This is a genomic window from Candidatus Desulfofervidus auxilii (assembly GCA_030262725.1).
Taxonomy (GTDB): domain Bacteria; phylum Desulfobacterota; class Desulfofervidia; order Desulfofervidales; family Desulfofervidaceae; genus JAJSZS01.
Window position 1 is genome coordinate 229,839 of the sequence record JAJSZS010000001.1, and the last position, 23,489, is coordinate 253,327.

At 32.6% G+C, this 23,489-nt stretch carries 27 protein-coding genes; 14 read left to right on the plus strand and 13 right to left on the minus strand.

Annotated features, from left to right (window positions below; translation table 11 throughout):
• Positions 1-189 precede the first annotated feature (189 nt).
• On the plus strand, positions 190-555 hold the full coding sequence (gene dksA, locus LWW95_01140; GenBank protein ID MDL1955647.1) for an RNA polymerase-binding protein DksA: 366 nt from the start codon (positions 190-192) through the stop codon (positions 553-555).
• On the opposite strand, the gene mltG is transcribed toward dksA, so the two are convergent.
• The 10 genes from mltG to LWW95_01190 form a co-directional block, all read right to left on the minus strand.
• Positions 552-1,541: an endolytic transglycosylase MltG gene (mltG, locus tag LWW95_01145; GenBank protein ID MDL1955648.1), complete on the minus strand. Its 990-nt coding sequence runs from the start codon at positions 1,539-1,541 to the stop codon at positions 552-554. The genes dksA and mltG overlap by 4 nt on opposite strands.
• Positions 1,528-1,938: a Holliday junction resolvase RuvX gene (gene ruvX / locus LWW95_01150; GenBank protein ID MDL1955649.1), complete on the minus strand. Its 411-nt coding sequence runs from the start codon at positions 1,936-1,938 to the stop codon at positions 1,528-1,530. The genes mltG and ruvX overlap by 14 nt, the downstream gene beginning before the upstream one ends.
• Positions 1,892-3,073, minus strand: a complete 1,182-nt coding sequence (locus tag LWW95_01155; protein MDL1955650.1) for a YihY family inner membrane protein — start codon at positions 3,071-3,073, stop codon at positions 1,892-1,894. The genes ruvX and LWW95_01155 overlap by 47 nt, the downstream gene beginning before the upstream one ends.
• Entirely contained in the window at positions 3,048-3,707 is a 660-nt protein-coding gene (locus LWW95_01160) for an outer membrane protein assembly factor BamD (GenBank protein MDL1955651.1), read from the minus strand. Before LWW95_01160 ends, LWW95_01155 begins: the two co-directional genes overlap by 26 nt.
• 31 nt (positions 3,708-3,738) lie before the next feature.
• Positions 3,739-4,062 carry a thioredoxin gene (gene trxA, locus LWW95_01165; protein ID MDL1955652.1) on the minus strand — a complete coding sequence of 108 codons (324 nt, stop codon included), beginning with the start codon at positions 4,060-4,062 and terminating at the stop codon, positions 3,739-3,741.
• Between the two features lie 167 nt (positions 4,063-4,229).
• The gene (gene carB / locus LWW95_01170; GenBank protein MDL1955653.1) at positions 4,230-7,529 is read right to left on the minus strand and encodes a carbamoyl-phosphate synthase large subunit; all 3,300 of its coding nucleotides are present in this window, start codon (positions 7,527-7,529) and stop codon (positions 4,230-4,232) included.
• A complete protein-coding gene (carA, locus tag LWW95_01175) occupies positions 7,529-8,650 on the minus strand; it encodes a glutamine-hydrolyzing carbamoyl-phosphate synthase small subunit (protein MDL1955654.1) in 1,122 nt (373 codons plus the stop codon). Before carA ends, carB begins: the two co-directional genes overlap by 1 nt.
• A 25-nt stretch (positions 8,651-8,675) precedes the next feature.
• Positions 8,676-9,407, minus strand: coding sequence for an NAD-dependent deacylase (locus LWW95_01180; GenBank protein ID MDL1955655.1), 732 nt, complete (start codon positions 9,405-9,407; stop codon positions 8,676-8,678).
• Positions 9,407-10,189, minus strand: a complete 783-nt coding sequence (locus LWW95_01185) for a transporter (GenBank protein ID MDL1955656.1) — start codon at positions 10,187-10,189, stop codon at positions 9,407-9,409. Before LWW95_01185 ends, LWW95_01180 begins: the two co-directional genes overlap by 1 nt.
• On the minus strand, positions 10,171-10,593 hold the full coding sequence (locus LWW95_01190; protein MDL1955657.1) for a transcriptional repressor: 423 nt from the start codon (positions 10,591-10,593) through the stop codon (positions 10,171-10,173). The genes LWW95_01185 and LWW95_01190 overlap by 19 nt, the downstream gene beginning before the upstream one ends.
• A 195-nt stretch (positions 10,594-10,788) precedes the next feature.
• On the opposite strand from LWW95_01190, the gene LWW95_01195 reads away from it, so the two are divergent.
• Together LWW95_01195 and LWW95_01200 are read left to right on the plus strand one after the other, a co-directional pair.
• Positions 10,789-11,037 carry a hypothetical protein gene (locus tag LWW95_01195; GenBank protein ID MDL1955658.1) on the plus strand — a complete coding sequence of 83 codons (249 nt, stop codon included), beginning with the start codon at positions 10,789-10,791 and terminating at the stop codon, positions 11,035-11,037.
• Between the two features lie 142 nt (positions 11,038-11,179).
• The gene (locus tag LWW95_01200; protein MDL1955659.1) at positions 11,180-11,737 is read left to right on the plus strand and encodes a Uma2 family endonuclease; all 558 of its coding nucleotides are present in this window, start codon (positions 11,180-11,182) and stop codon (positions 11,735-11,737) included.
• Positions 11,738-11,739: 2 nt separating this feature from the next.
• Here LWW95_01200 and LWW95_01205 read toward each other — a convergent pair whose 3' ends face one another.
• On the minus strand, positions 11,740-12,393 hold the full coding sequence (locus LWW95_01205; GenBank protein ID MDL1955660.1) for a hypothetical protein: 654 nt from the start codon (positions 12,391-12,393) through the stop codon (positions 11,740-11,742).
• 13 nt (positions 12,394-12,406) lie between these two features.
• On the minus strand, positions 12,407-13,216 hold the full coding sequence (locus LWW95_01210) for a cyclase family protein (protein MDL1955661.1): 810 nt from the start codon (positions 13,214-13,216) through the stop codon (positions 12,407-12,409).
• 77 nt (positions 13,217-13,293) lie between these two features.
• On the opposite strand from LWW95_01210, the gene LWW95_01215 reads away from it, so the two are divergent.
• The gene (locus LWW95_01215; protein MDL1955662.1) at positions 13,294-13,623 is read left to right on the plus strand and encodes a hypothetical protein; all 330 of its coding nucleotides are present in this window, start codon (positions 13,294-13,296) and stop codon (positions 13,621-13,623) included.
• The gene (locus LWW95_01220) at positions 13,624-13,878 is read left to right on the plus strand and encodes a hypothetical protein (GenBank protein ID MDL1955663.1); all 255 of its coding nucleotides are present in this window, start codon (positions 13,624-13,626) and stop codon (positions 13,876-13,878) included.
• Positions 13,879-13,891: 13 nt separating this feature from the next.
• Here LWW95_01220 and LWW95_01225 read toward each other — a convergent pair whose 3' ends face one another.
• Positions 13,892-14,260, minus strand: a complete 369-nt coding sequence (locus tag LWW95_01225; protein MDL1955664.1) for a PaaI family thioesterase — start codon at positions 14,258-14,260, stop codon at positions 13,892-13,894.
• A gap of 478 nt (positions 14,261-14,738) precedes the next feature.
• Between LWW95_01225 and LWW95_01230 the strand changes: the two genes are divergently transcribed.
• From LWW95_01230 to LWW95_01270, 9 genes are all read left to right on the plus strand, one after another.
• Complete coding sequence (locus LWW95_01230) at positions 14,739-15,626, plus strand: thermonuclease family protein (protein ID MDL1955665.1); 888 nt, start codon at positions 14,739-14,741, stop codon at positions 15,624-15,626.
• Positions 15,627-15,761: 135 nt separating this feature from the next.
• Entirely contained in the window at positions 15,762-15,920 is a 159-nt protein-coding gene (locus tag LWW95_01235; protein ID MDL1955666.1) for a hypothetical protein, read from the plus strand.
• Positions 15,883-16,281 carry a PIN domain-containing protein gene (locus tag LWW95_01240; protein ID MDL1955667.1) on the plus strand — a complete coding sequence of 133 codons (399 nt, stop codon included), beginning with the start codon at positions 15,883-15,885 and terminating at the stop codon, positions 16,279-16,281. Before LWW95_01235 ends, LWW95_01240 begins: the two co-directional genes overlap by 38 nt.
• Before the next feature lie 151 nt (positions 16,282-16,432).
• On the plus strand, positions 16,433-19,750 hold the full coding sequence (locus LWW95_01245) for a DUF3883 domain-containing protein (protein ID MDL1955668.1): 3,318 nt from the start codon (positions 16,433-16,435) through the stop codon (positions 19,748-19,750).
• Positions 19,751-19,773: 23 nt separating this feature from the next.
• Positions 19,774-19,995: a hypothetical protein gene (locus tag LWW95_01250; protein ID MDL1955669.1), complete on the plus strand. Its 222-nt coding sequence runs from the start codon at positions 19,774-19,776 to the stop codon at positions 19,993-19,995.
• A gap of 97 nt (positions 19,996-20,092) precedes the next feature.
• Complete coding sequence (locus LWW95_01255) at positions 20,093-20,410, plus strand: putative toxin-antitoxin system toxin component, PIN family (GenBank protein MDL1955670.1); 318 nt, start codon at positions 20,093-20,095, stop codon at positions 20,408-20,410.
• On the plus strand, positions 20,407-22,581 hold the full coding sequence (locus LWW95_01260) for an AAA family ATPase (protein ID MDL1955671.1): 2,175 nt from the start codon (positions 20,407-20,409) through the stop codon (positions 22,579-22,581). Before LWW95_01255 ends, LWW95_01260 begins: the two co-directional genes overlap by 4 nt.
• 95 nt (positions 22,582-22,676) lie before the next feature.
• Positions 22,677-23,009, plus strand: coding sequence for a nucleotidyltransferase domain-containing protein (locus LWW95_01265; protein MDL1955672.1), 333 nt, complete (start codon positions 22,677-22,679; stop codon positions 23,007-23,009).
• On the plus strand, positions 23,006-23,437 hold the full coding sequence (locus tag LWW95_01270) for a HEPN domain-containing protein (protein ID MDL1955673.1): 432 nt from the start codon (positions 23,006-23,008) through the stop codon (positions 23,435-23,437). The genes LWW95_01265 and LWW95_01270 overlap by 4 nt, the downstream gene beginning before the upstream one ends.
• The last annotated feature ends 52 nt before the right edge of the window (positions 23,438-23,489 follow it).

A 23,489-nucleotide genomic window follows, 5' to 3' on the forward strand; every position in this document is an offset into this window, starting at 1 on the left:
AAAGATAAAATCAAAATGGAATAAAAAGAAATCAAAACGTCTTTTAGTTTCCCCATCTCCTAAACCCTCCTTTAAACACTGTTGAGGACCAAAACGTTGAACCTGTTAGGTTCAATAAATTGGCAAAATGTTGATTGACAAAAATAAAAAAACAGTGTAAAAGCCCTAAAACTTTTTGTGGGAAAGGTTATGGATAAAGAAAAATTGGAGTTTTTTAAACAACTTCTATTAAAACAGCGGGAGGAGTTGTTACAACATGCTCGTCAAACAATGGATAGTTTAAGTGCAGAAGGGGAGGAAGTACCTGCAGATTTAGCTGATCGAGCTAGTCTTGAAACAGAAAGAAATTTTCTTTTACGCATTCGGGATAGGGAAAGAAAACTTATTGCTAAAATAGATGAAGCACTCAAAAAAATAGAAAATGGTACTTATGGTATTTGTGAGTTGTGTGGTCGAGAGATAGAAGAAGAGCGGCTTAAAGCTCGCCCTGTTGCTTCTTATTGTATTGAATGTAAAAGAAAATTAGAAGCAATGGAAAAATTGCAAAGACGTTAATTATTTTTTCGATATTTATTTATAGCCATAATATGTTCTTTTAATGTGCGAGAAAAATGATGTCTACCATTTCCTTTAGCTACAAAATAAAGATAAGATGTTTTTGGAGCATTTATTACTGCTTTAATAGCTTCTTCTCCAGGACTACAAATAGGTGTTGGAGGTAAACCTTTTATAAGATAGGTATTATAAGGAGATGGGTATTTTAAATCTTCTTTTTTTAACTTACCATTAAATTTAGGTAAAGCATAAATAACCGTTGGATCTGCTTGAAGAGGCATATTTAAATGTAATCTATTTAAAAATACAGAAGCAATTAATGGTTTTTCTTCAGATATAGAAGTTTCCTTCTCCACAATGGAAGCAAGAGTAACTACTTCATGGCAAGACAAATTTTTTTGCTTTGCTTTTTTATCATATTTTTTATAAATTTTCTTAAATTCTTTTACCATTATTTCAATAATCTTTTTTTCTGAAAGCCCTTTTGCGAAAAAATAAGTAGTAGGGAATAAATAACCTTCTATACTTTCACTTTTTATACCAAGATTTTGTACAAAATTAGGATTATAAGCTAGTTTCAAAAATTTATCTTCATCAATAAGACCTTTTTTAGCAAGTATTTTAGCTATTTGTTTAATAGTAGCTCCTTCAGGGGTTACTATTTTGTATTTTATAACACATTTGCCATTTACAAAATTTTCAAGTAATTCAAGAGGAGTAATATTAGGTTTAATTAAGTATTCTCCAGGTTTTATTTTAGTAGTAACTCCTTTAATTATACCCCATGTCCAAAAAAATAAAGGACAGTGCAAAATTTTTCGTTGTTTAAGTTCATTTACTACTTTTTTAAAACTCCATCCTGGCTTAATAAAGATAATCTCATTACAATTTAATGGTGAAGTAAGATAATCCCAAAAAATAAAGAGAAAATTGGTTAAAATTAATAAAAAGAAACAAAATAATAAAAAATATCTATTTTTTTTCATCTCTTGCTTTTAAAAAGCTATCTAATATCAAAGCAGCTGCTAATTTATCTATCACTTTTTTACGCCGTTTTCTGCTTATATCTGATTCAATCAAAAACCTCTCTGCTTCAATGGTTGTTAAACTTTCATCCCAAAAAATTATAGGAACATTAATAAACATTTTCAATTTTTTTACAAAATCAAGTATCATTTTTGCCATTTTTCCTATTTTATAATGAGAATAAAAAGGTATACCTACTACAATTTCACTTACTTGATAGTCAGAAACAATTTTTTTTATAGTATTAAAAACATAATTATCTTCTTTTCTTTCAATAACAATAAAAGGTTGAGCAATCAATTGCATTTCATCACTTAGAGCTATTCCGATTCTTTTTGTGCCTATGTCTAAAGCCATTATTCTGCCTTTTTTCACTTATTAATTCTCCTAAGGTAATATTTTTCCATGTTTTTTGCAAACATTCTTTAATAGTTTCCCATATTTTGTTTATTTTGTTCTCTTGGTCAATATTTATGATTTCTATAAGCCGCAACTCTTCTAAAGGGCAATTTGGAAGCCAACAACCATTTTCTGTATATGCTATCCAACCTTTTTTAAAAAAATCATTGACAATAATATTTACTACTTCTACTGGTAAATTTAATCTTTGAGCAAGATCATGAGCAGTAAGACGTTTTTTCTTTTCTTGGAAATTTTTAAGGATTTCTAATAATACTAAAACAGGAGAAAATAAATGATAATGATAACTAGTCTTTAAAGGAATAGAAGGATGATCAAAAATGAAACTGCTTTCAGCTCCTAATAATACAATTGTCCAACTCCAAAAAAGCCAAACAAAAAATACAGGTATAACAGATAAAGCTCCATATATTTTATCAAAAGTAGCATAATAAGAAATATAATATTTAAAAGCCCATTTAGCTATTTCAAAAAATAGGCTAGCAATAAAACTACCAAATAAAGCAGCTTTTAAACTTACTTTAGTAGCAGGAAATAACCAATAAAGAAAAAATAAAGCTATAAAACTTAAACTTAAAGAGATAAGAAATGGAGAGAGAGAAAAATGTTCTAATCTTCCAACAACTCCTACAGATATTCCTAATAATACTGGAGTTAAAGTAAGCATAGTCCAAAAAGTAATAAATTTATGAAATAAAGAACGTCCTTTTTCCACCCGCCAAATACGATTAAATGCTTTCTCTACCATTCCTAAAAGAGCAATAGAGATTAAAAATAAAGCAATAAGACTAACAATACTTAAGGTAGCTGTATTTTTAATAAATTTTTCTATATTATTTTCAATAATGTCAATAAGATTTGATTCAGGTAAAAAATATTTTAATAAAAATGCTCTGATTTCTACTTCTGAAAGCTTAAATCTGCCTACCACAGAAAAAGAAATAGTAACAATGGGTACTAGAGATAAAATAGTTGCATAAGTAAGAGCAGCAGCTTGTTCTAAGCATCGGTCATACCAAAACTTTTTGAGAGATTTTTGTAAAAGTTTAAAAAAATTGGATACTTTTTTCATTTTTTAACTTTTTTTTGCACAATTCTAAATAATATTGAGCTTTACGTGCGATAGGTAAATCAGCATAATTGTCCAAAATATATCTAAAACGTAATAAAGCTGATTTGTATTTTTTTGTACGATAATAAAATCTGCCTACATAAAATTCATGTAATGCTAATTTTTCGCGACATACTTTAATTTTAATAGTAGCTCTTTGAGCATATCGTGTTTCAGGGTATTCTCTGACTACTTGTTTAAAAGTTTCAAGGGCTTTTTTTGTAACAGTTTGATCACGATCAATGCTAGGAATTTGGTGATAATAACAAAGTCCAATCTGATAAATAGCATAAGGAACCTTTTTATGTTTAGGATGAAGGCTGATAAAATCTTGATAGCTCAAAATAGCATTTTCAAAATTATGCTTATAATAATAAGCATCAGCCAATTTTAGACGAGCAATAACAGCTTCAGAACTAAAAGGATGGGCATCTTTAATATATTGAAAAATTTCTATAGCACGATCAAAATTTCCTTTTTGAAAGGCATTTAAACCCATCTGTATAAGCTGTTTTACTGATAATCCTTCTAAAGAAGAGGGAGGGAAAAAATATTCTTTTATTTGACCACAATTAACTAAAAATAATAAACACAAAAAAAAACAGTATTTTTTAAAGAAAATCTCATTAGGCAAGCATCTTTTCAATAATCTGTTCAATCATGCTCTTAGGTACTACACCGACAATTTGGTCATATACCTTTCCATTTTTAAAAAAAATAATTGTAGGGATTGCTTTAATTTCAAAACGACCTGGAGTTATAGGATTTTCATCTACATTGATTTTACATATCTTTACTTTATTCTCATATTGAGTAGCAAGTTCTTCCATAATTGGAGCTATCATTCGACAAGGTGCACACCAAGGTGCCCAAAAATCTACAATAACAGGTAAATTAGAATTTAATACCTCATCATTGAAATTAGCATCAGTTAGCACAATAATCGCCATCTACTACCTCCTTTAAAATCTAGCAAGGCATTAAAACACGTCATTGTTTTATTGTCAACTTTTTAAAATATAAAATAAGAAGGCCGCTTGAAGCGGCCACTGAAACGGTGAAGAGGTGAAGCGGTGATGCTAATTAACAAAGCAAAATTAGTGCCAATTTAAATTATTTATTTTTTTGCATATTTTAAATGAATTTCATGGGCGAAAACGCCCATTGGGCGAAATTGATACAATTTATGATGATATTCCTGTAGGCATTTTACTTCAAATTCACCTTTCAGCAAAGCTTCAATACCATCTACTATAGCCTTTGCTCCACTGAGAGTGGTAGTGTAGGGAATTCCATACAGAAGAGCTGTTTTTCTAATCAAAGGTGCATCTTCACTAGCTTCTTTTCCAAAACGAGCATTAATAACAAGACAATATTCATGATTTTTAATGTGATCAACTACGTGTGGGCGTTTTTCTCTAATCTTACGAACTGTTTCTACAGGCAGTCCTTCTTTTTTTAAATAAGCAGCGGTACCAGCAGTGGCAGCCAATTTAAAATTTAAATCATACAATCTTTTAGCAATAGGTGTAACTGCTGGTTTATATTTATCAGCTACAGTAATTAATACCTTACCTGTTTTTGGCAAAATTTGTCCAGCAGCAATCTGAGCTTTTGCATAAGCCAATCCATAATTATCAGCAATTCCCATAACTTCACCTGTAGAACGCATTTCTGGTCCTAAAATTGGATCAACACCTGGAAAACGTACAAAAGGAAAAACTGATTCTTTAACAGCTACATGTTCTATTTCAAGCTCGCTAGTTATACCTAATTCCTTTAATTTTTTTCCTAACATAATTTTAGTAGCTATTTTTGCCCAAGGGATGCCTGTAGCCTTACTTACAAATGGTACAGTACGTGATGCCCTAGGATTCACTTCTAGTACATAGACTTCATTATCTTTTACTGCATATTGAACATTCATAAGCCCAATAACATTTAATTCCCTTGCAAGCTCCTTTGTTTGTGTTTTAATTTTTTCTATAATTTCTTTTGACAATGTATGAGGAGGAAGAACACAAGCACTATCACCAGAATGTACTCCTGCTTCCTCAATATGCTCCATAATACCAGCAACAATACATAATTCTCCATCTGCTACGGCATCTACATCTACTTCAATAGCATCTTCTAAAAATTTATCGATAAGAATAGGATGTCCAGGAGCAGCTTCTACTGCAATCTGCACAAATTGACGTAGATCTTCAGCATCATAAACAATTTCCATTGCACGTCCTCCTAATACATAAGAAGGTCTTACTAATACAGGAAATCCAATTTTTTTAGCGATTTTAACTGCCTCTGTAGGAGTTGAAGCAGTACCATTAGGTGGTTGCTTCAATCCTAATTTTTGCAATAATTCTTTAAATCTTTCTCTATCTTCTGCCCTATCTATACTATCTGGAGTAGTACCAATGATTGGGGCACCTTTTTTATAAAGAGGCACAGAAAGATTAAGTGGAGTTTGTCCTCCAAATTGGACAATTAAACCCCATGGTTTTTCTTCTCGAATGATATGCAAAACATCTTCTTCAGTAAGTGGTTCAAAATAAAGTCTATCAGATGTATCATAATCTGTACTTACTGTTTCAGGATTACTATTGACCATAATACTTTCTATACCCTCTTCCTTTAGTGCAAAGGAGGCATGAACACAACAATAATCAAACTCAATACCCTGACCAATCCGATTTGGTCCGCCTCCTAAAATCATTACTTTTTTTCTATCTGAAACTCTTGCTTCATCTTCTTCTTCATAAGTGGAATAATAATAAGGAGTATAGGCCTCAAATTCAGCAGCACATGTATCCACAAGTTTATAAACAGGAAATAAACCTCGCTTTTCTCGCTCCTTCCGTATACTTTCTTCATCCATTTGCCAAAGATAGGCAAGCTGTTTATCAGAAAATCCATAAGCCTTAGCCTTATAAAAAATTTCTTGAGGTATACTTGAAAGTGATTTATCTCGATATGTTTTTAGTTCTTCTTCTAGTTCTACAATTTGTTTAATATTATTTAAAAACCAAGGGTCAATAGAAGTAAGTTCATAGATTTCTTCAACAGAAAAACCATTTTGAAATGCGTATTTAATATAAAAAATACGCTGTGAATTAGGATGAATAAGTTTTTGTTTGATCTCTTCCTTACTAAGTTTTTTCCCTTTATCCCAAGGATCCTTTCCATCTGCTCCAAGACCATAACGTCCAATTTCTAACGAGCGTAATCCCTTTTGTAGTGCTTCCTTAAATGTACGACCAATAGCCATAATTTCACCTACAGAACGCATAGAAGTAGTTAATTCATCTTTAGCTCCTGGAAACTTTTCGAAAGCCCAACGTGGTATTTTAACAACACAATAATCAATTGTTGGCTCAAAAGAAGCCAAAGTTTCTTTGGTAATATCATTTGGTATTTCATCCAATGTATAGCCAATAGCTAATTTAGCTGCGATTTTAGCAATAGGAAAACCTGTTGCTTTTGAAGCTAGAGCAGAACTTCTAGAAACCCTTGGATTCATTTCAATGACTACCATCTCTCCAGTTTTAGGATTTATAGCAAACTGAATATTACTTCCTCCTGTTTCCACTCCAATTTCACGGATGATTGCAATAGCTGCATCTCTCATAGTTTGATATTCTTTATCAGTAAGGGTTTGAGCTGGAGCTACAGTAATACTATCACCAGTGTGTATTCCCATAGGGTCAAAATTTTCAATACTACAAACAATCACAACATTATCATTTTTATCCCTCATTACCTCAAGTTCATATTCTTTCCAACCTAAAACAGATTCTTCTAGCATAATTTCATGAATCATACTGGCAGAAAGACCTGCTTCTGCAAGTACTTCTAAATCTTCTTTATTGTAAGCAACACCTCCTCCTGTACCACCTAAAGTAAAACTTGGTCTAACAATAATAGGAAAACCAATTTCTTGAGCAATTTTTCTTACTTCTTCCATATTGCGAGCAATTCCACTCTTTGGCACCTTTAAACCTATTCTTTTCATAGCTTCTCGAAATAGTTCTCTATCTTCTGCCTTTTTAATTACCTCTACAGAGGCACCAATCATTTCAACACCATATTTTTCCAATACACCTGCTTCAGCCACTTCAACTGCAACATTTAAGGCTGTTTGTCCACCTAAAGTAGGCAAAATGGCATCAGGTCGTTCTTTAGCAATGATTTTTTCTACTACTTCAGGTATGATGGGTTCAATATAGGTTCTATCTGACATTTCTGGATCAGTCATAATAGTAGCTGGATTACTGTTTACTAAAATGACTTCATATCCTTCACCTTTTAAAGCTTTACAAGCCTGTGTGCCAGAATAATCAAATTCACAAGCTTGACTGATAATAATGGGGCCAGAGCCAATGATAAGTATCTTTTTTATGTCTGTGCGTTTTGGCATTATTTCATCATCTGAATAAATTCATCAAAAAGATAACTTGCATCATGTGGGCCTGGACTGGCTTCAGGGTGATATTGGACAGAAAAAAGAGGAAGATAGCGATGGCGCATTCCTTCAAGGGTATTATCATTTAAATTAATATGTGTAATTTCCATGCCCTTACCTGTTAGGGAATCAATATCTACACAAAAACCATGATTTTGAGAAGTAATTTCTACCCTTCCAGTAGCCAAATTTTTAACAGGATGATTAATGCCTCTATGACCAAATTTAAGCTTAAATGTCTTTCCACCTAAAGCAAGCCCTAAGATTTGATGCCCAAGACAGATACCAAAAATAGGTTTTTTACCAATTAATTCTTTTACTTGTTTGATGACATGCACTACTGCTGCTGGATCACCAGGTCCATTGGAAAGAAAGATTCCATCTGGTTTTGTTTCAAGGATCTCTTTAGCTGTCACTTTAGCTGGTACCACTAACATCTCACATCCACGTTTTTCCAACTCTCTCAATATATTGAATTTAATCCCACAATCAATAGCTACAACTTTGTAAGGTCTTTTACTGTCTTGCCATACAGAAGGAGAAAGATATTTTACTTTAACTTTTTTCCCTCCCTGCCATAAAAATGGATGTTTACAAGAAACAGGTGTGGCTAAATCTCGACCAATAAGACCTGGAAAGGCTTTTAATTTATTTGATAAAGACTCTATATCAAAATCTTTAGTTGAAATAATACCATTCATTGCTCCTTGTAAACGAATATGTCTAGTAAGTGCCCTTGTATCTATTCCCTCAATACCTAAAACACCTGCTTCTTTTAAATAATCAGCCAAAGTTTTTTTTGACCGCCAGTTACTAGGAAATGGGCAATATTCTTTAACAATAAATCCCTCCACATGAATCCTATTTGATTCTATATCCTCTTCATTTATTCCATAATTGCCTATTAAAGGATAAGTCATGGTTACGATTTGACCTTTATAAGATGGATCAGTAAGAATTTCTTGATAACCAGTCATTCCTGTGTTAAATACTACTTCTCCTACTACTTCACCTTCTCCAGTAAAAGAATTTCCATAAAATGTAGTTCCATCTTCTAAAACTAAAATAGCCTTCATTGGGGCTTATAATAGCAAGTTTATTTTAAAGAGCAAGAGCAATAGCCAACTCTTGCAATATTCTTCCAGCTTTTCCTTTTAAAAATATATCTGTGATCTGGTATGTTAAATGCGTTGGTTCAATGTTTATTTCAATAATTTTTGCCCCATGATTCTTAGCTTCAAATGGAAGATAATTCGCTGGAGCTACCTCAGCAGATGTACCAATAACTAATAACACATCACAGGCATCAATAACCATTTGAGCCTTAATCAATGCTTCTTTAGGAATAGCTTCTCCAAAAAAGACTACATCTGGTTTAAGCAAACCACCACAAAAACAATATGGGACTTCTTCAAAAGAAATAGTATCTTTGTCATAAACCTTTCCACAACTTAAACATCTTAACCGCATAGCATTGCCATGAAACTCAATTACATGTTGACTGCCAGCTATTTGATGGAGATTATCTACATTTTGAGTAATTATAGCATGCAAATAACCTACTTTTTCCATCTTTGCTAACACAAAATGGGCAGGGTTAGGTTTTACTTTATACATGATGTTTTCAAGCTCTTTTAACATGCGCCATACTTTTGCAGGATTTTTTAAAAAGGCATCAATATGGGCATATTCCAGCGGATCATATTTTTGCCATAATCCCTGTTTTCCTCTAAAAGTAGGAATGCCACTTTCAGCAGAGATACCTGCGCCAGTAAGGGCTACAACATAATGAGCAGATTGAATAATCTTTGCTACTTCTTTTATTTTTCCCATTACCATTGCCAAAGATAAGAAATACCAGTACTTATGCCCCAATCTTCACTTTCTTCAGTAAGACCAAAATGTAAGCCAGCATCTATACGCCATGAACTATTTAACAAATACTGTCCCCCCAATGTTAATACAGTATAATTGTTATGCTTATGACTGAATGCCCAACCACTTATTTCTCCTAACACTTTTAAACTAGGTCGCATTTTATAACTTATTCCAAAACCATAAACCATTATATCATCTTGAGCATTATACATTTTTGGATTTCCAAGGATACCAATTCCTATATTAAAAAAAATCTTACATTCACTCAATTTTTTTGTTAATAAAATCTTTGCAAAAAAATCTGTTTCATCAGTACCTAAACGTTTTTCATAATCTGCATTAGGCAATTTAGTACTTATATCCAAAGAAAAAGCAGGTATATAAATATCTTCTCTTAATAAATTAATTTTTATTCCTACATTTAAATCCCCAGAGCCCCACTTACTACCAGTATTTTTGCTATCCTGATAAAGATAAAAGTAGCTAAGATGTATTTCTACATTATGAACAATCCCTATATTTAAATCTATTTGAGGCAATTGCAATTCACGTCGATCAGTATCTTTTCTTTCAAAAGGAAACCAACGGTCATGAAGATATTTTACACCTAAACGCAATTCCCATTTTCCTTTTGACAAAGGATAGGCATCAAGACTAGCTAAAGGGTAAAGCACTTCTGCTTTGATGGTTAAAGGGAAAAAGAGAAAAAGGAAAAATATTATCTTTCTTTTAAACATCTTTGGCAGATACCATAGAAATAAAGCTGAGCCATTAATATTTTATGTCCTTCTAATTCCTCATAATTAGGCAAAGGAATATTAAATAAATCATATATTTGACCACAGCGTAAACATTTAAAATGAGCATGCGGGTTAGTATTAATGTCATAACGAGCTTTATCTTTATCTATAGCAAACTCTACCACAATACCTAATTGAGTAAAAAGCTTTAATGTATTATAAATAGAAGCTAAAGATAAAGATGGAAAACGTTTTTTTAAAGCCTGATATATTTCTTCTGCTGTAGGGTGAATCCTATGCTCTAAAAGATATTCTAAGATAATGAGACGTGGAGTAGTAAGTACTATACCCTTTTCTTTTAATAAAGCCCTTTTTTCTTCTAACTCCCTTTCTAAATCCATATTAATTTCACCAAATATACTATCATTTTCTACAAGTCAAGTCTATTTAAAACCCTTTATTATTGACAATTGAGAGTTTAACAGGTATTGTAGTAAAAGGTCAATGTGTCAATTGTGACCTTTGGCTTTCCCAAGAATAAGCAGAGGTGCTATTCTAAAGGGATTTTTAAAAAATAATTTTAAAAGGAGGATATTGTGAATTACACAAAAGAAATTTTAGCGGAAAAAATTTTAGAAATTTATCCAGAACTTAATCAATATGGCTGCTCTATAGATCTTGATTTTGATCAAGAAAAAAATGCTTGGATACTTCATATAAAAAAAGATGATAAAGAGATAAGAACACATCTTGAAGAAAATGATGCAGCAGAATGTATTAAAGGAAATAAGTGTGTATATTTAGGGGTTCAAATCGGACAATTTATAGACTACTGTAAAAAGTAGAGACAAACCGAGCAAGAAATTGCTTGATACCATGCTTGGTTTTGCTGCCTGGGCAAGACCGCAAGGAAATTTGCGTATTTATATTAAAAATCTTTTTGACTTTTCTTTTTATCTAAGGTATTTTAAAAAAGGAGTGTAAAAAATGGGTATTTTACAAAAAGAGCTTTTGCCACATTATACTTATGAAGATTACAAACAATGGGAAGGAAGATGGGAACTTATTGAAGGTATTCCTTATGCTATGACACCACTGCCAAGACCAAAGCATCAGCGAATTAGTAATAAAATAGCTACCCAATTAGAATTACTGCTTGAAAATTGTCCAAAATGTGTTGCTTTATTGCCTGTGGATTGGAAAGTAGCAGAAGATATAGTGATTCAACCAGATAATTTAGTAGTTTGTTCAGAAAGAATAGAAAAAATATTTGAAAAACCTTATTTAGATATACCTCCAACTCTTATATTTGAAATTATTTCTCAAGCTACGGAAAAAAAAGATAGATATATAAAGCCCAAAATCTATGCTAAGGAAGCTGTCAAATATTATGTTCTTATAAATCCTGAAACAGAAGAGGTTGAGGTTTATGAACTTGAGAAAAATAATTTTAAGTTAAAATCTAAGTTTAAAAGAGATGGTAAATTTAGTTTTGATTTAAACTATTGTATAATAAATTTTAATTTTACTCAAATTTTTTTATGAAATTAGCGTGGCCAAATCCTTTTTCCTTGATACCAAATTTCACCTTTATTTCTTTGGCTAAAAGCGGAAAGGCTAAAACCTTTAGCTTTACCATTAATGATTAACTTTCCTCCTTCCATAAAATAACCAATCCAATAACCTACATCTCCCATAACTCTTAAACAAGACTTTTCTTGATTTTCATAACCAAGTAAAGAAAGAGGATGTTTTAAATTTTTTGCATCTAAAGTGACATTTAAAGGTTTAATTTCTTCTAATTTCTTTCCTTTTTCAATTTCTTCTTTAACATATTGATTAACAGTTCGGTTAAAAAGAAGAGAAATAAGAAGACCTAACGTAATAGGAGAATATCTTTTGTCTTCATACCTTTCAATTAATTGATTTAAAACTTTTTCCACATCTTCAGCTTTAATATCTTTTATTTTGGGGAGAAATCCCTGAGAAAATAAATCAGCAATATCTTTAGGGAAACGCCTTACTTTATCTTTCCATCTATCGTACAATTTTTCAATTTGATCGACAATTTCTTCAATTTCTTTTTCTTTTTTCTTAATTTTATCAAATTTCTTTCTATATTCTGCTTTCTTTTTTATTCTTTCTTTTATTTTTGCTTCTTTAAACTTTAAAATTTTTTCTGCTAATTTTTGAATTGACATAATCTAATTGCAATCAAGGTAAAATAGCAAATACACGAGCAGGAAATCCAGAGCCTCTTTCTGGTTTTGGAAAACTTACAATGACTATAGCTCCCTTTTCAGGTACTTTATCTAGATTTGTTAAAAGCTCAACTTGATAGTGATCTTTAGATAAAATATATGCTTCACATTCATAAATGCCTTTAGATGTTTTAATTCCTGGGTCAGTATCTAAGGTTTCATGCCCAATAGCACAAATTTTCCTTTTCTCACAAAGATATTTTAAGACTTCTAAACTCCAACCCGGATAATGAGCTATTCCATTTTCATCCTCATTTCTCATAGCCCTCATATCAGGCCACCTTTTTGACCAATCTGTTCTCATTGCTACAAATGCCCCTTCTGGAATCATACCATATTTTTTCTCCCATGCCTTTATATCTCTGAGACTAATTATATAATCTGGATTTTTCTTTACCTTTTCATGTACATCAATTACCACTAGAGGCATGATCATTTCCTTGACACTAATCTCATCCAATGTTCTTTTTCCAGGAGAAAAATGGACAGGAGCATCTACATGAGTACCCCATTGCCCTACAAGACAGTATCTTCTAGTAAAAAAACCACTTCCCATACTTCCTACTCCTTTTTCATACCAATAAAGAGTCTCTATTTTTTCATCAGGGAAACCTGGCCAATGCGGAATACCAGGGTGAAATGTATGAGTTAAATCAATAAACCTTTTTGTTTTTAAATACTGACAAATCTTCCACAAATCTTTTTGTTCTGCTAAACAAAAGAGAGGGAAAAAAATTAACACCACTAATAACAGCTTTTTCATTAATTACCCCTTTATTTTTTACTAAAAAAATATCAATGAGACTTGCTTTTTGTCAATTAAAAATTTATAATAAAATTATGGAGCAATTTCAAAAATATATTGATAAGGATATTAATCTAGATAATATTAAAAATTCTGAACAATTGGAAAAATTTGGTATTTCTTGCGAATATCTTCCAGATCCACCAGAAGATTTTGATGAATTTGAATTTGTGACTGATTTTAAAGGTAAAAATGTAAGTATTGGAATAACAATAGAATTAGGAAAGATAAAAAAAATTATGTTTGGTCTTATTGATCCTGAAAAACCAGATGTTATAAAGGCTTTTAATGAACCTGAAATGGAAGAATTTTTACGTCAAAAAGGTGATAAATTAATTCAATTTTTTGATTATATTACACAATAAATGGCAGAGCAAAAAAATCCTACTAAAGAGGAAATTGAGCAAGAAGATCGCAAACTTAGATATTTAAGATTATTAGTTCAGTTTTCCCTTAATGTGATTGCTCAGACTGAACTGACGTTAGAAGAGGCTTTGGATATTGTAGAAAATGTAAAACAGCAGGCATGTCGTCTCTTTCCTGGAAAAGAAGAAGCTTTTGAAATCATATACCGACCACGATTTAATCGTCTTATAAAACAGAAATTTAGCCTTCATTAATAATTTGCCCTCATTATTTTTCTGCTAAATAATATTTCCCTATGGCTTTTGCTATTAGTTGGTTTTTTGTCCCTTTTACTTCTGCTTTAGCTATACAAAAATTCATTTTTTTCTTAATAATGCAGGCATCAACATATATATTTTCTTTTGCTGGAGTATAAAATTCTATTTCAAACGACTTTGTATAACAAAGGCCATAATTTATCGTAATAATTACTGCCATAGCTGTATCTGCCAATGAGGCAATAGCCCCACCATGCACAATTCCATGTGGGTTTGTAAGTTCTTTTTTATAAGGCAAAAACATTGAGATAGACTTTTCCTTTATTTGAATATCCTGTAATCCTAAAAGTTTTTCAAATTCTGCTTTTAATCTATCCAAAGTAAACAGATTTTATTAAAAATCTCCATGAAATGCAAGGGAGATGGTGCCTGGGGCGGGAATCGAACCCGCACGGGAGGCAGTAGGCAAGGCTATATCTCCTTTTTAAGCATTTATGGGCAAAATTGCTAACTTAATAGACTACTACAATATACCTGAATATACTTTAAAATACCCCTCTGGAAACATTTATCTGCTCCCATTGTGCTCCCAAATTTTTGAGATAACATTCGCTTATGTTCAAACTTTTTATTCTAACTTTAACCCGGTTGCTCTCTTTGATTTTTAGCCTTTAAGGGCTCTTAGTGTGATTAGGGGACCGCTATCAAATAGTTAATGTGTGCAAGTGGCACGGATAAATGAATGGTCCAAAAATTTTTGATTTTGATATAAAAAAGGGTTGCACAACTTTTTCATAGATAAATTTTCTTGCCATTTCATTGACATAGAAAATCTAACTATGTTATATGATTTCAAAATGTCTCAAGTAAAAATATTTTGGGATCCTAAAGGTTTTGAACTTGATGCCTTAGGCAAAAAGAAATGCCTAAGGTGCACAGATGGTGACACACCTTATATTTCCACCTCCATCCGTATGTTAAGCATTGATACACCAGAGGTGCATTATCCAGGCAATCAGAAACCATCAAGATATAATGGAAAACTGGCTCAGCTTGCTGAATGGATCAGGCAGGGAAAAGCACCAATAAATGATGGTTTGGCAAGATATATCCACCCAAAACTTGCCACAGGAAAGGCAGGCAGTTTGCAGGAAGAGCAGGGCAGAAAGGCTACAGAAAAATTTAGGCAGCTCCTTAAAGAAAAATTAACTTTGTCCAGTGGCAAAAAGAGAAAGGTATTTTTATGGGCTGCTGACAAGCATTTTGACAAATATGGTCGACTCCTGGCATATATAGCTCCCTATTATAACAGTAAGGAGCGAGCCAAAATGTCAAGGAAAGAGCGGGCTACATTTAATCTGCTTATGGTTGAATCTGGATGGGCAGCTCCTTTTCTCATTTATCCAAGTTTGCCAAGATATGAGGATCTGGTGCTGTTCTGGGAGGCTGCAAAAAAGGCATATGAAAATAAAAAAGGTGCATGGGCAGATCCGATGATGCTTACAGGATATGAGTTTCGGATGTGCGTGAGGCTTTATGAAGTGACAAGAAAATTAGCAAAGGGTAAAAGGCTTTCTTCAAGAGAAAGATATGGCTGGATTACACGATTTTGTGTTGATATGACCACAAGAGAAATCTTTGAACCACATGATTACTATAAAGTTTTGCCTTATAATCGGATTTTCATCTGGCCAGAGGATGTGACTGAAGCAGTGGGAAAAATGAATTTGGTGCCAGGAAGATGATATTAAAACTTTTTGAAAAGAGTAAGCATTTTAAAGAGGTAAGACATGTTTACAATAAAGATTACAAAAAAAGGTTAAATAACTATACCAGCTAAATTTAGGAAAAAGCTTAAAACTAATATTGTAAAGATAAAAATGGAAGAAGGTAAAGTAATTATAGAGCCATATAGAAAACTTGGAGGTATTTTCCACAAATATGCCATAAAGGGCAAGCCCATAGAAGAAATAATGGAAATGGAAAAGGAAACTTTTGTCAATGCAATCAAAGAAAAATACAATAGCAATAGATGCTAATATAATTCTGAGATACCTGCTAAAAGATAACGAAGAGCTTTATTCTCTTGCAAACAACTTTTTTGAAGCTGTTTTTTCTGGTGAGAAAATAGCCTACATCCTCCAATCCGTTTTAGCAGAGGTAATTTATGTTCTTATAAAACTCTATAAAATAGAAAAAGAACAGGTTATAGAAGTTTTAGAAAAATTCTTAAGTAATAAAAATATAAAGGTACAGGACAAAAATGTAACTATAACTGCTATTCATCTATTCAAAACCAGCAATATTGATTTTGTGAACTGTTTATTGTGTGCTTACAGTAAAAAGATGGAAATATTTTCCTTTGATAAAAAGCTGGGTGTATCCTCCTTTCTTCAATAATTTCCCCTTGGGAGGATATACCCTATTTTTTCTTTTTGCAAATTACACACTTTTTATTTTACACTGCCGGTTCTTGAGTAGATTTTTAAATTCCGATAAAATGTTTTAGAATGTTAAGGTAGCAAAAGGACTTCTCAAACAGAGGATATACATGAATAAAACTATCACTCAAGGCTGCATACTTGAAGGACCTTTCTGGCAGGAAAGAATTAAAGTTCTTTCTATAAAATCTATTGGAGTAGATAAAACAAAAATAGAAGCAGTGGGCATTTCAACTAACACATTTTATCCATGTATTCTTTCACAAGCAGACTTAGAAAAAATAAAAATTTTACCAGAACAGACTATCCAATTTAGCGGAAATTCTATAGGTTTTTTTCTTTTTACTGAAGCCCACCGCATGCGTAATGCCTTTCAATTTGACCCTCTTTATGCAGTAAATGTTTCTCAAGTTGATCCTTTACCACATCAAATTGAGGCAGTTTATCATTACATTTTGCGAAATCCACGTATTCGTTTTCTCTTAGCAGATGACCCTGGAGCAGGCAAAACCATTATGGCTGGTTTGTTACTAAAGGAATTAAAGTACAGAGGGCTTGTAGAAAGAGTGCTTATTGTTGCACCAGGTCACTTAAAAGACCAGTGGTTGCGAGAAATGCATGAGAAATTCCAAGAAAACTTTTTTATTGTTGATCGTAGTGCTATTAATGCTGCCTGGGGACAAAACATTTGGCAGGAGAGAAATCAGGTAATTACCTCTATTGATTTTGCTAAACAAGACGATGTCTTATTTTCCCTTAAAGATGTGCGCTGGGACTTAGTTATTGTAGATGAAGCTCATAAGATGTCTGCTTATAAGTATGGTGATAAAATAAGTAAAACAGGGCGGTATAAATTAGGAGAAGTACTTTCTTCTACAACTAATTTCCTTTTACTCCTAACAGCCACTCCTCATAGGGGAGACCCTGAAAACTTTAGGCTTTTTTTAGACTTGCTAGAGCCTGGATTTTTTGCTGATACTAGTATGTTAACAGAATCTATTCAAAATAAAGACAATCCCCTTTTCTTACGCAGATTAAAAGAGGATTTAAAAAATTTTGATAGTGTGCCCCTTTTTCCTCCGCGGAAGGTTGAAACCATTAAGTATTATCTTAGTGATGATGAATGGCAGCTTTATAAAGCAGTAACAGAATATGTAGAAAAACATTACAATAAAGCCTTACAGCAAGAAAAACGCAATGTTGCCTTTGCAATGGTAATTCTTCAAAGGCGTTTAGCTTCTAGTGTTAGAGCAGTGCGTAAGTCATTAGAAAGAAGGAAAAAACGACTGCAAGAATTGTATGAAAAGGGACAATTGCTTCAAGAAGGAATCAGCTATACTGAAGAATATCTGGAAGACCTTACTGAAAAAGAACGGTGGCAAAAAGAAGAAGAACTTTTAGAAAAACTTACCTCTGCTGAAACCTTAGAAGAGCTTAAAGAGGAGATAAACAAGATTGATGAGCTTATTCTTTTAGCTAAAGAAGTAGAAAAGAAAGAGAGCGAAACAAAATTAAATGAGTTGAAAAAGGTAATATTTTTAGAAGGCTTAAAAGGAACTGAGACTAAGCTTTTAATTTTCACTGAATCTAGAGATACCTTGGAATATTTGGTAGAGAAACTGCGAAAATGGCATTACAGCGTAGCATTTATTCATGGTGGAATGAATTTAGATGAGAGGATAAGGGCAGAAAATGAATTTCGCCATCATGCTCAAATTATGGTAGCAACTGAAGCAGCAGGTGAAGGTATAAATCTACAATTTTGTTGGCTTATGGTAAATTACGATATCCCCTGGAATCCAAATCGTCTTGAGCAGAGAATGGGAAGGATTCACCGTTATGGTCAACAGCATGAAGTGCACATTTACAATTTGGTTGCTGTAAATACCCGTGAAGGAGCAATTTTAGAACGCCTTTTTGAAAAGTTAAATCGCATGAAAGAACATTTAGGCAGTGACAGAGTGTTTGATGTTATTGGCGATATTTTACCAGGTAAAAGTCTTAAAGATTTAATTTTAGAAGCCATTTCTAATAAGCGCACCTTAGATGACATCCTTGATGACTTTGAGCGTATTCCTGATGAAGAGGCTATAAAAAAGATAAAAGAAGCGACAATGGAAGCGCTAGCCACACGTCACATAGACTTAACTAGGGTATTAGGAGAACAACGTAAAGCCAAAGAAAACCGCTTAGTACCTGAATATGTGGAGGCTTTTTTTAAAAGAGCAGCAGAAATTTTAGACATTAAGATGGAAAAAAGACAAGATGGTTTTTGGCGAATTTCTAAAGTACCTTTATCTCTTCGCAATCAAACTTATGAATTTAAAACTCGCTTTGGAGAAGTAAACAGGGAATATAATAAACTTTCTTTTGATAAAGAAAAGGCATTTAAAGGACAGGCAGAGTTTATTGCTCTAGGACACCCCTTGCTAGAGGCAGTTATTGAGAAAATATTTAAAGAATTTGCCTTAGATGCTGAAAAAGGAGCTTTATTTTTTGATCCTGAAGGAAAAAGAGATGGTGTTATCTGGTTTTTAGAAGCAGGAATAAAAGATGGGAATAATCAACCTGTAGGCAAAAGACTTTTTGCTGTTTATCAAACAAAAGACAATAGAATGGAGCTAATTAATCCAGGTATTCTTTGGGATTTAAGACCAGCAAATGAGGTTGTAGAAAATATAGAAAACATAGAGCTTGATGAAGATAAAGTAATTGCCTTTATTATTGAAACAGGACTTGAGGCATATCGGCAAGAATTGCTTGTAAGTCGTAAGCGTGATGCTCAGATAAAACAAAAATATGGTATTCGTTCTTTAGATGCCCTTATTCTTAAATCAGAAGAAAAATTAGCAGAATATGAAATTCGGCGGGCAAAAGGAGAAAACATTCCAGAAGGCGTTATCACTAGGGAGTTGCATAAGAAAGAAGATTTAGAGCGTAAAAAACAAAGACTTCTAAAGGAAATCACTGCTGAGACTCATCTTTTACCTGAAACACCAAAAATTTTGGGAGTAGCAAGAGTTATACCTGAATCGGTCATAAAAGATGAATTAAAAATAGATGAAGAGATTGAAAAAATTGGTATGGACTTAGCGATGTCTTATGAAAAATCACAAGGCAGAATGCCAGAAGATGTATCTTCTTTAAATCTAGGCTATGATATTCGATCAAAAGATATGCAAGAAAACTATCGCTATATTGAGGTAAAAGCTAGGGCTAAAGAAGGAGCAATTGCCTTAACCCCTAATGAATGGATAATGGCACAAAGATTAGGCGATGAATACTGGCTCTATGTGATAACAAATGCCGCTTCTTCACCAGAACTTTACCTTATTCAAAACCCTGCCAAGCATTTAAAGCCTGATGAAGAAATAGACATTGTGCGGTATATTGTGAGAGACTGGAAGGAAAAGGCGGTGAAGGGGTAAAATTAACTTAAGGAGGAAAACTCATGATAAGAAGATTTATTGGAAAAGTTTTAGAAGATGGGCATCTTTCTTTACCAGAAGATATAGCTAAAGAAAAGGGAAAAACCTTTGAAGTAATTTTATTACCTGTAGAAGGACCTGATATATTTTCTTATATCGAGACTTTAGCTAAAGAAAAAGGATTTAGCCATTTAACAGAAAAAGACATTGAAAAAATCATTCATGAAATAAGAGGAATTGCTTGAAACGCTTAGTTCTGGATACTAATGTGCTTATTTCTGCTCTTTTTTGGAAAGGAGCACCAAGAAAGCTTTATGAGTATATAAGAGCAGAAAATATATTATGCTTTTTACAGATGATATGAGTAAAGAATTGATAAGAGTATTAAGCCACAAAAAATTTGGCTTAACTGCTCAAGAAATATTTCCTATTTTGGTTGATATAAGAAGACATACTCATTGGGTTCATGTAAAAACTAAAATTAGTGTGATTAGAGAAGACCCAACTGATAATATTTTTCCAGAATGTGCTATAGAAGGAAATGCCGATTATATTATTTCTGGAGATAGACACCTCTTATCTTTAAAAAGTTTCCAAAGTATCCCTATTTTTTTAAAAGTAAGGGAATTTTTGGAGAGAGAGAATATAGAATCACAATGATAACAGTAAGTGAAGATACTACCAAAATAAAACAAATTTTAACAGATGAACCTTTAAAGAATCCACAGGATGACTTTTTTGGGTATGCAAAGTTTGCGGAGCACTTAGCAGATGCTATTTGTAAAGTAGAAATACCTGAATGTTTGATTTTTGCTGTTTGTGGACCATGGGGAGCAGGTAAAACCACTGTCCTTAATTTTGTACAATATTATTTAAAACAAAAATCTGAGGGACAAAAACTTACAATCATTAATTTCAATCCTTGGTGGTTTTCTAGTGAAGAGGCATTATTGCATCAATTTTTTGAGGAAATAAAAATTGGTTTTGAAGGGAAAAGATCCTTAAAAGGGCTTGCTAAACCAGTGTCAGAATTAGCTGATAAATTAGTTCCACAACCTTGGGGTAAAATTCTTTCAGTGGTTATACAACACGCTGCATCCGAAAAGTCCATTTATGAAATTAGAGAAAAAATTATTCAAGAACTTCTGCAAGCTAATGAGCGCTTTTTGATTATAATAGATGATATTGATAGATTATCCACAAAAGAAATTAGAAGCCTATTTAAAGTTATTAAGGCAGTAGCTAACTTTCCGAATACTATTTATTTGCTCGCATTTGATAAGACAGTAGTAGCCAACGCTTTAGCAGATGCTCAAAAAGGAATTTCAGGAGAAGATTATTTAGAGAAAATAGTCCAAGTCTCATTAGAATTACCTGCTTTCGAAAAGATTTATTTAAGAAGATTTCTTTTTGAGCAGTTAAATCTAATTTTAGAAGATACACCAGAAGAATTATTTGATCAAACTTATTGGGGCAATATGTATTGGGCAGGCATTGACCATTTTATTAACACTATGCGAGATGTAAAACGTCTTTTGAATGCTCTGAAGCTTACTTACCCCCGCGTAAAAGGAGAAGTTAATCCTGTAGATTTTATTGCTATAGAGAGTATCAGAATTTTTTGCCCTGATGTTTACTTTTTAATCCGTAATAATCCTGAAAAGTTTGCTGGAAGTTTAAGTGACTTTATAGAATCAGAAAGAGAAGAACTTAAAGTTTTTCATGAGGGATGGCTTAAACAAGCGCCTGAAAAATGTGGAAAATTTCTTCAAGATATGCTCAAAAAACTTTTTCCAAAACTGGATAGTGTTTTAAAAGGCATTACTTATGGATCTGACTGGGAAAGTGAATGGCGAAAGCATTTAAGAATTTGCAGTCCAGATATTTTTCCTACATATTTTCAATTGAGCGTGCCGTCTGGGAGTATTTCCTATTTAGAGATGAAAACTTTTCTTTCTCATGCTTCTGAGAAGGAAAGATTTATAAAAATATTACTTGATTTATCTCAGAAAAAATGCCCAGATGGTTCTTCAAAAGTAAGTGTATTTCTAGAAAGAATGTTGGATTACGCAGATGACATACCTATAGAGCACATTCCTAACATTTTAGATGTGCTTTTTGATATAGGAGATGATTTATTATTAGCTGAAGATGAAAAATTCGTTATGTCAATGTCTATCGATAACAATATGCGGATAGGGTGGATTGTGTTTAAATTACTTGAGAGACTTAACTCTAGTCAAAAAAGATTTGAAGTTCTCAAAAAAGCCTTCTTACAAGGAAAGGCAGTTTCAACAATTGTGGATAAAGTAGTTGTATTAGGACGACAGCATGGCAAATATACTACCAAAAAACCAAGTCCATCCGAAGAAAAATTAATAAACATAGAACATTTAGCCGAACTAGAAAAAATCGCTCTGGAGAAAATAAAGATGGCTGTTCAAAAAGGAGAACTCTTATATAAACCGAACCTTCCTTTGATTCTTCATTACTGGCAAGACTGGGAAGGAGAAGATGTTGTTAAAAAATGGGTAGAGAAAGTTATTGAAACCGATAAGGGGTTGGTAGTGTTATTGACGGCTTTTTTAAATGAAGTCCGGAGTTGGGGTGAAGGTGATTATGTGGCTAGAGAAAATTGGCACTTAGACCTCCAAGTATTAGAACCTTACCTTGACCTTAACGCTACTTATAACCGGTGTAAAAATTTACTTGAAAATCTTCCTGCATGGTTAAAAGATAACGAAAAGACAGCTGTAGAAACCTTCATTAAGAATATGAAAAAGCAAATTAATAAGGAGAACAAACCACATGCAGACCTTCATCGAAACTGACTTTCCTATAAAAGCAGTGAGTGCTGAAGGTGCAAGGGAAAAGAATATAAGACATGGACATATTTCTACCTTGCATATTTGGTGGGCGAGGGGCAATGGATAGTAAGTCAAATATGGAGAAAATTATAAAAAATATTGTTGTAGAGACCGTGAAAGAATCGGGATATTCTCTTGAAAGAATCATTTTATTCGGATCACGGGCAAGAGGAAATTTTGATGAAAATAGTGATTGGGATCTTCTAATAGTAATAAAAGAAGATCTTACGAGAGAAGAAAAACTTAATCTTTTTTCCAAAATATCAAAAAAATTAGCCAAACGATTGATACCTTGTGATCTCCTTATAAGAAGTAGAAAAGAAGTTGAAAAATTAAAAACTTACTTTCATTCTGTTACTAAGACAGCGTTGCAGGAAGGGATTGTATTGTGAATGAAGAAGTAAAAGAATGGATAATAAAAGCTTACGAAGATTACATTACAGCAAAATACTTAATTTCTCTGCCTGAGGATGAAATAATTACTAGTGCTGTATGTTTTCATTCACAGCAATTTGTTGAAAAAATTTTCAAAGCCTTTTTAGTATTGCATAAGGTAAAATTTGGAAGGACACATAATCTTTCCTTACTTAAAGAACTTTGTTCCAGGAAAGATCCTTCTATTAAAGAATTGGAGGTAGAAAATCTTAATATGTATGCTGTAGAGTCACGATATCCTGAAATTTTTTTGATTCCTTCTTTAAAAGAAGCTCAAAGGTCTTTTAAAACGGCTGACTATGTTAAAGAAATGATGTTTGGGAAGCTTAATGTGCAAGAAAAGGAGGTGATAAACTGGATAAAAGAATTAAAACAAAAGAGCTAAGAATTCCTAAAGTAGTCTATTTAGCGAAACATTGAAGTGTATTAGAGAGGAG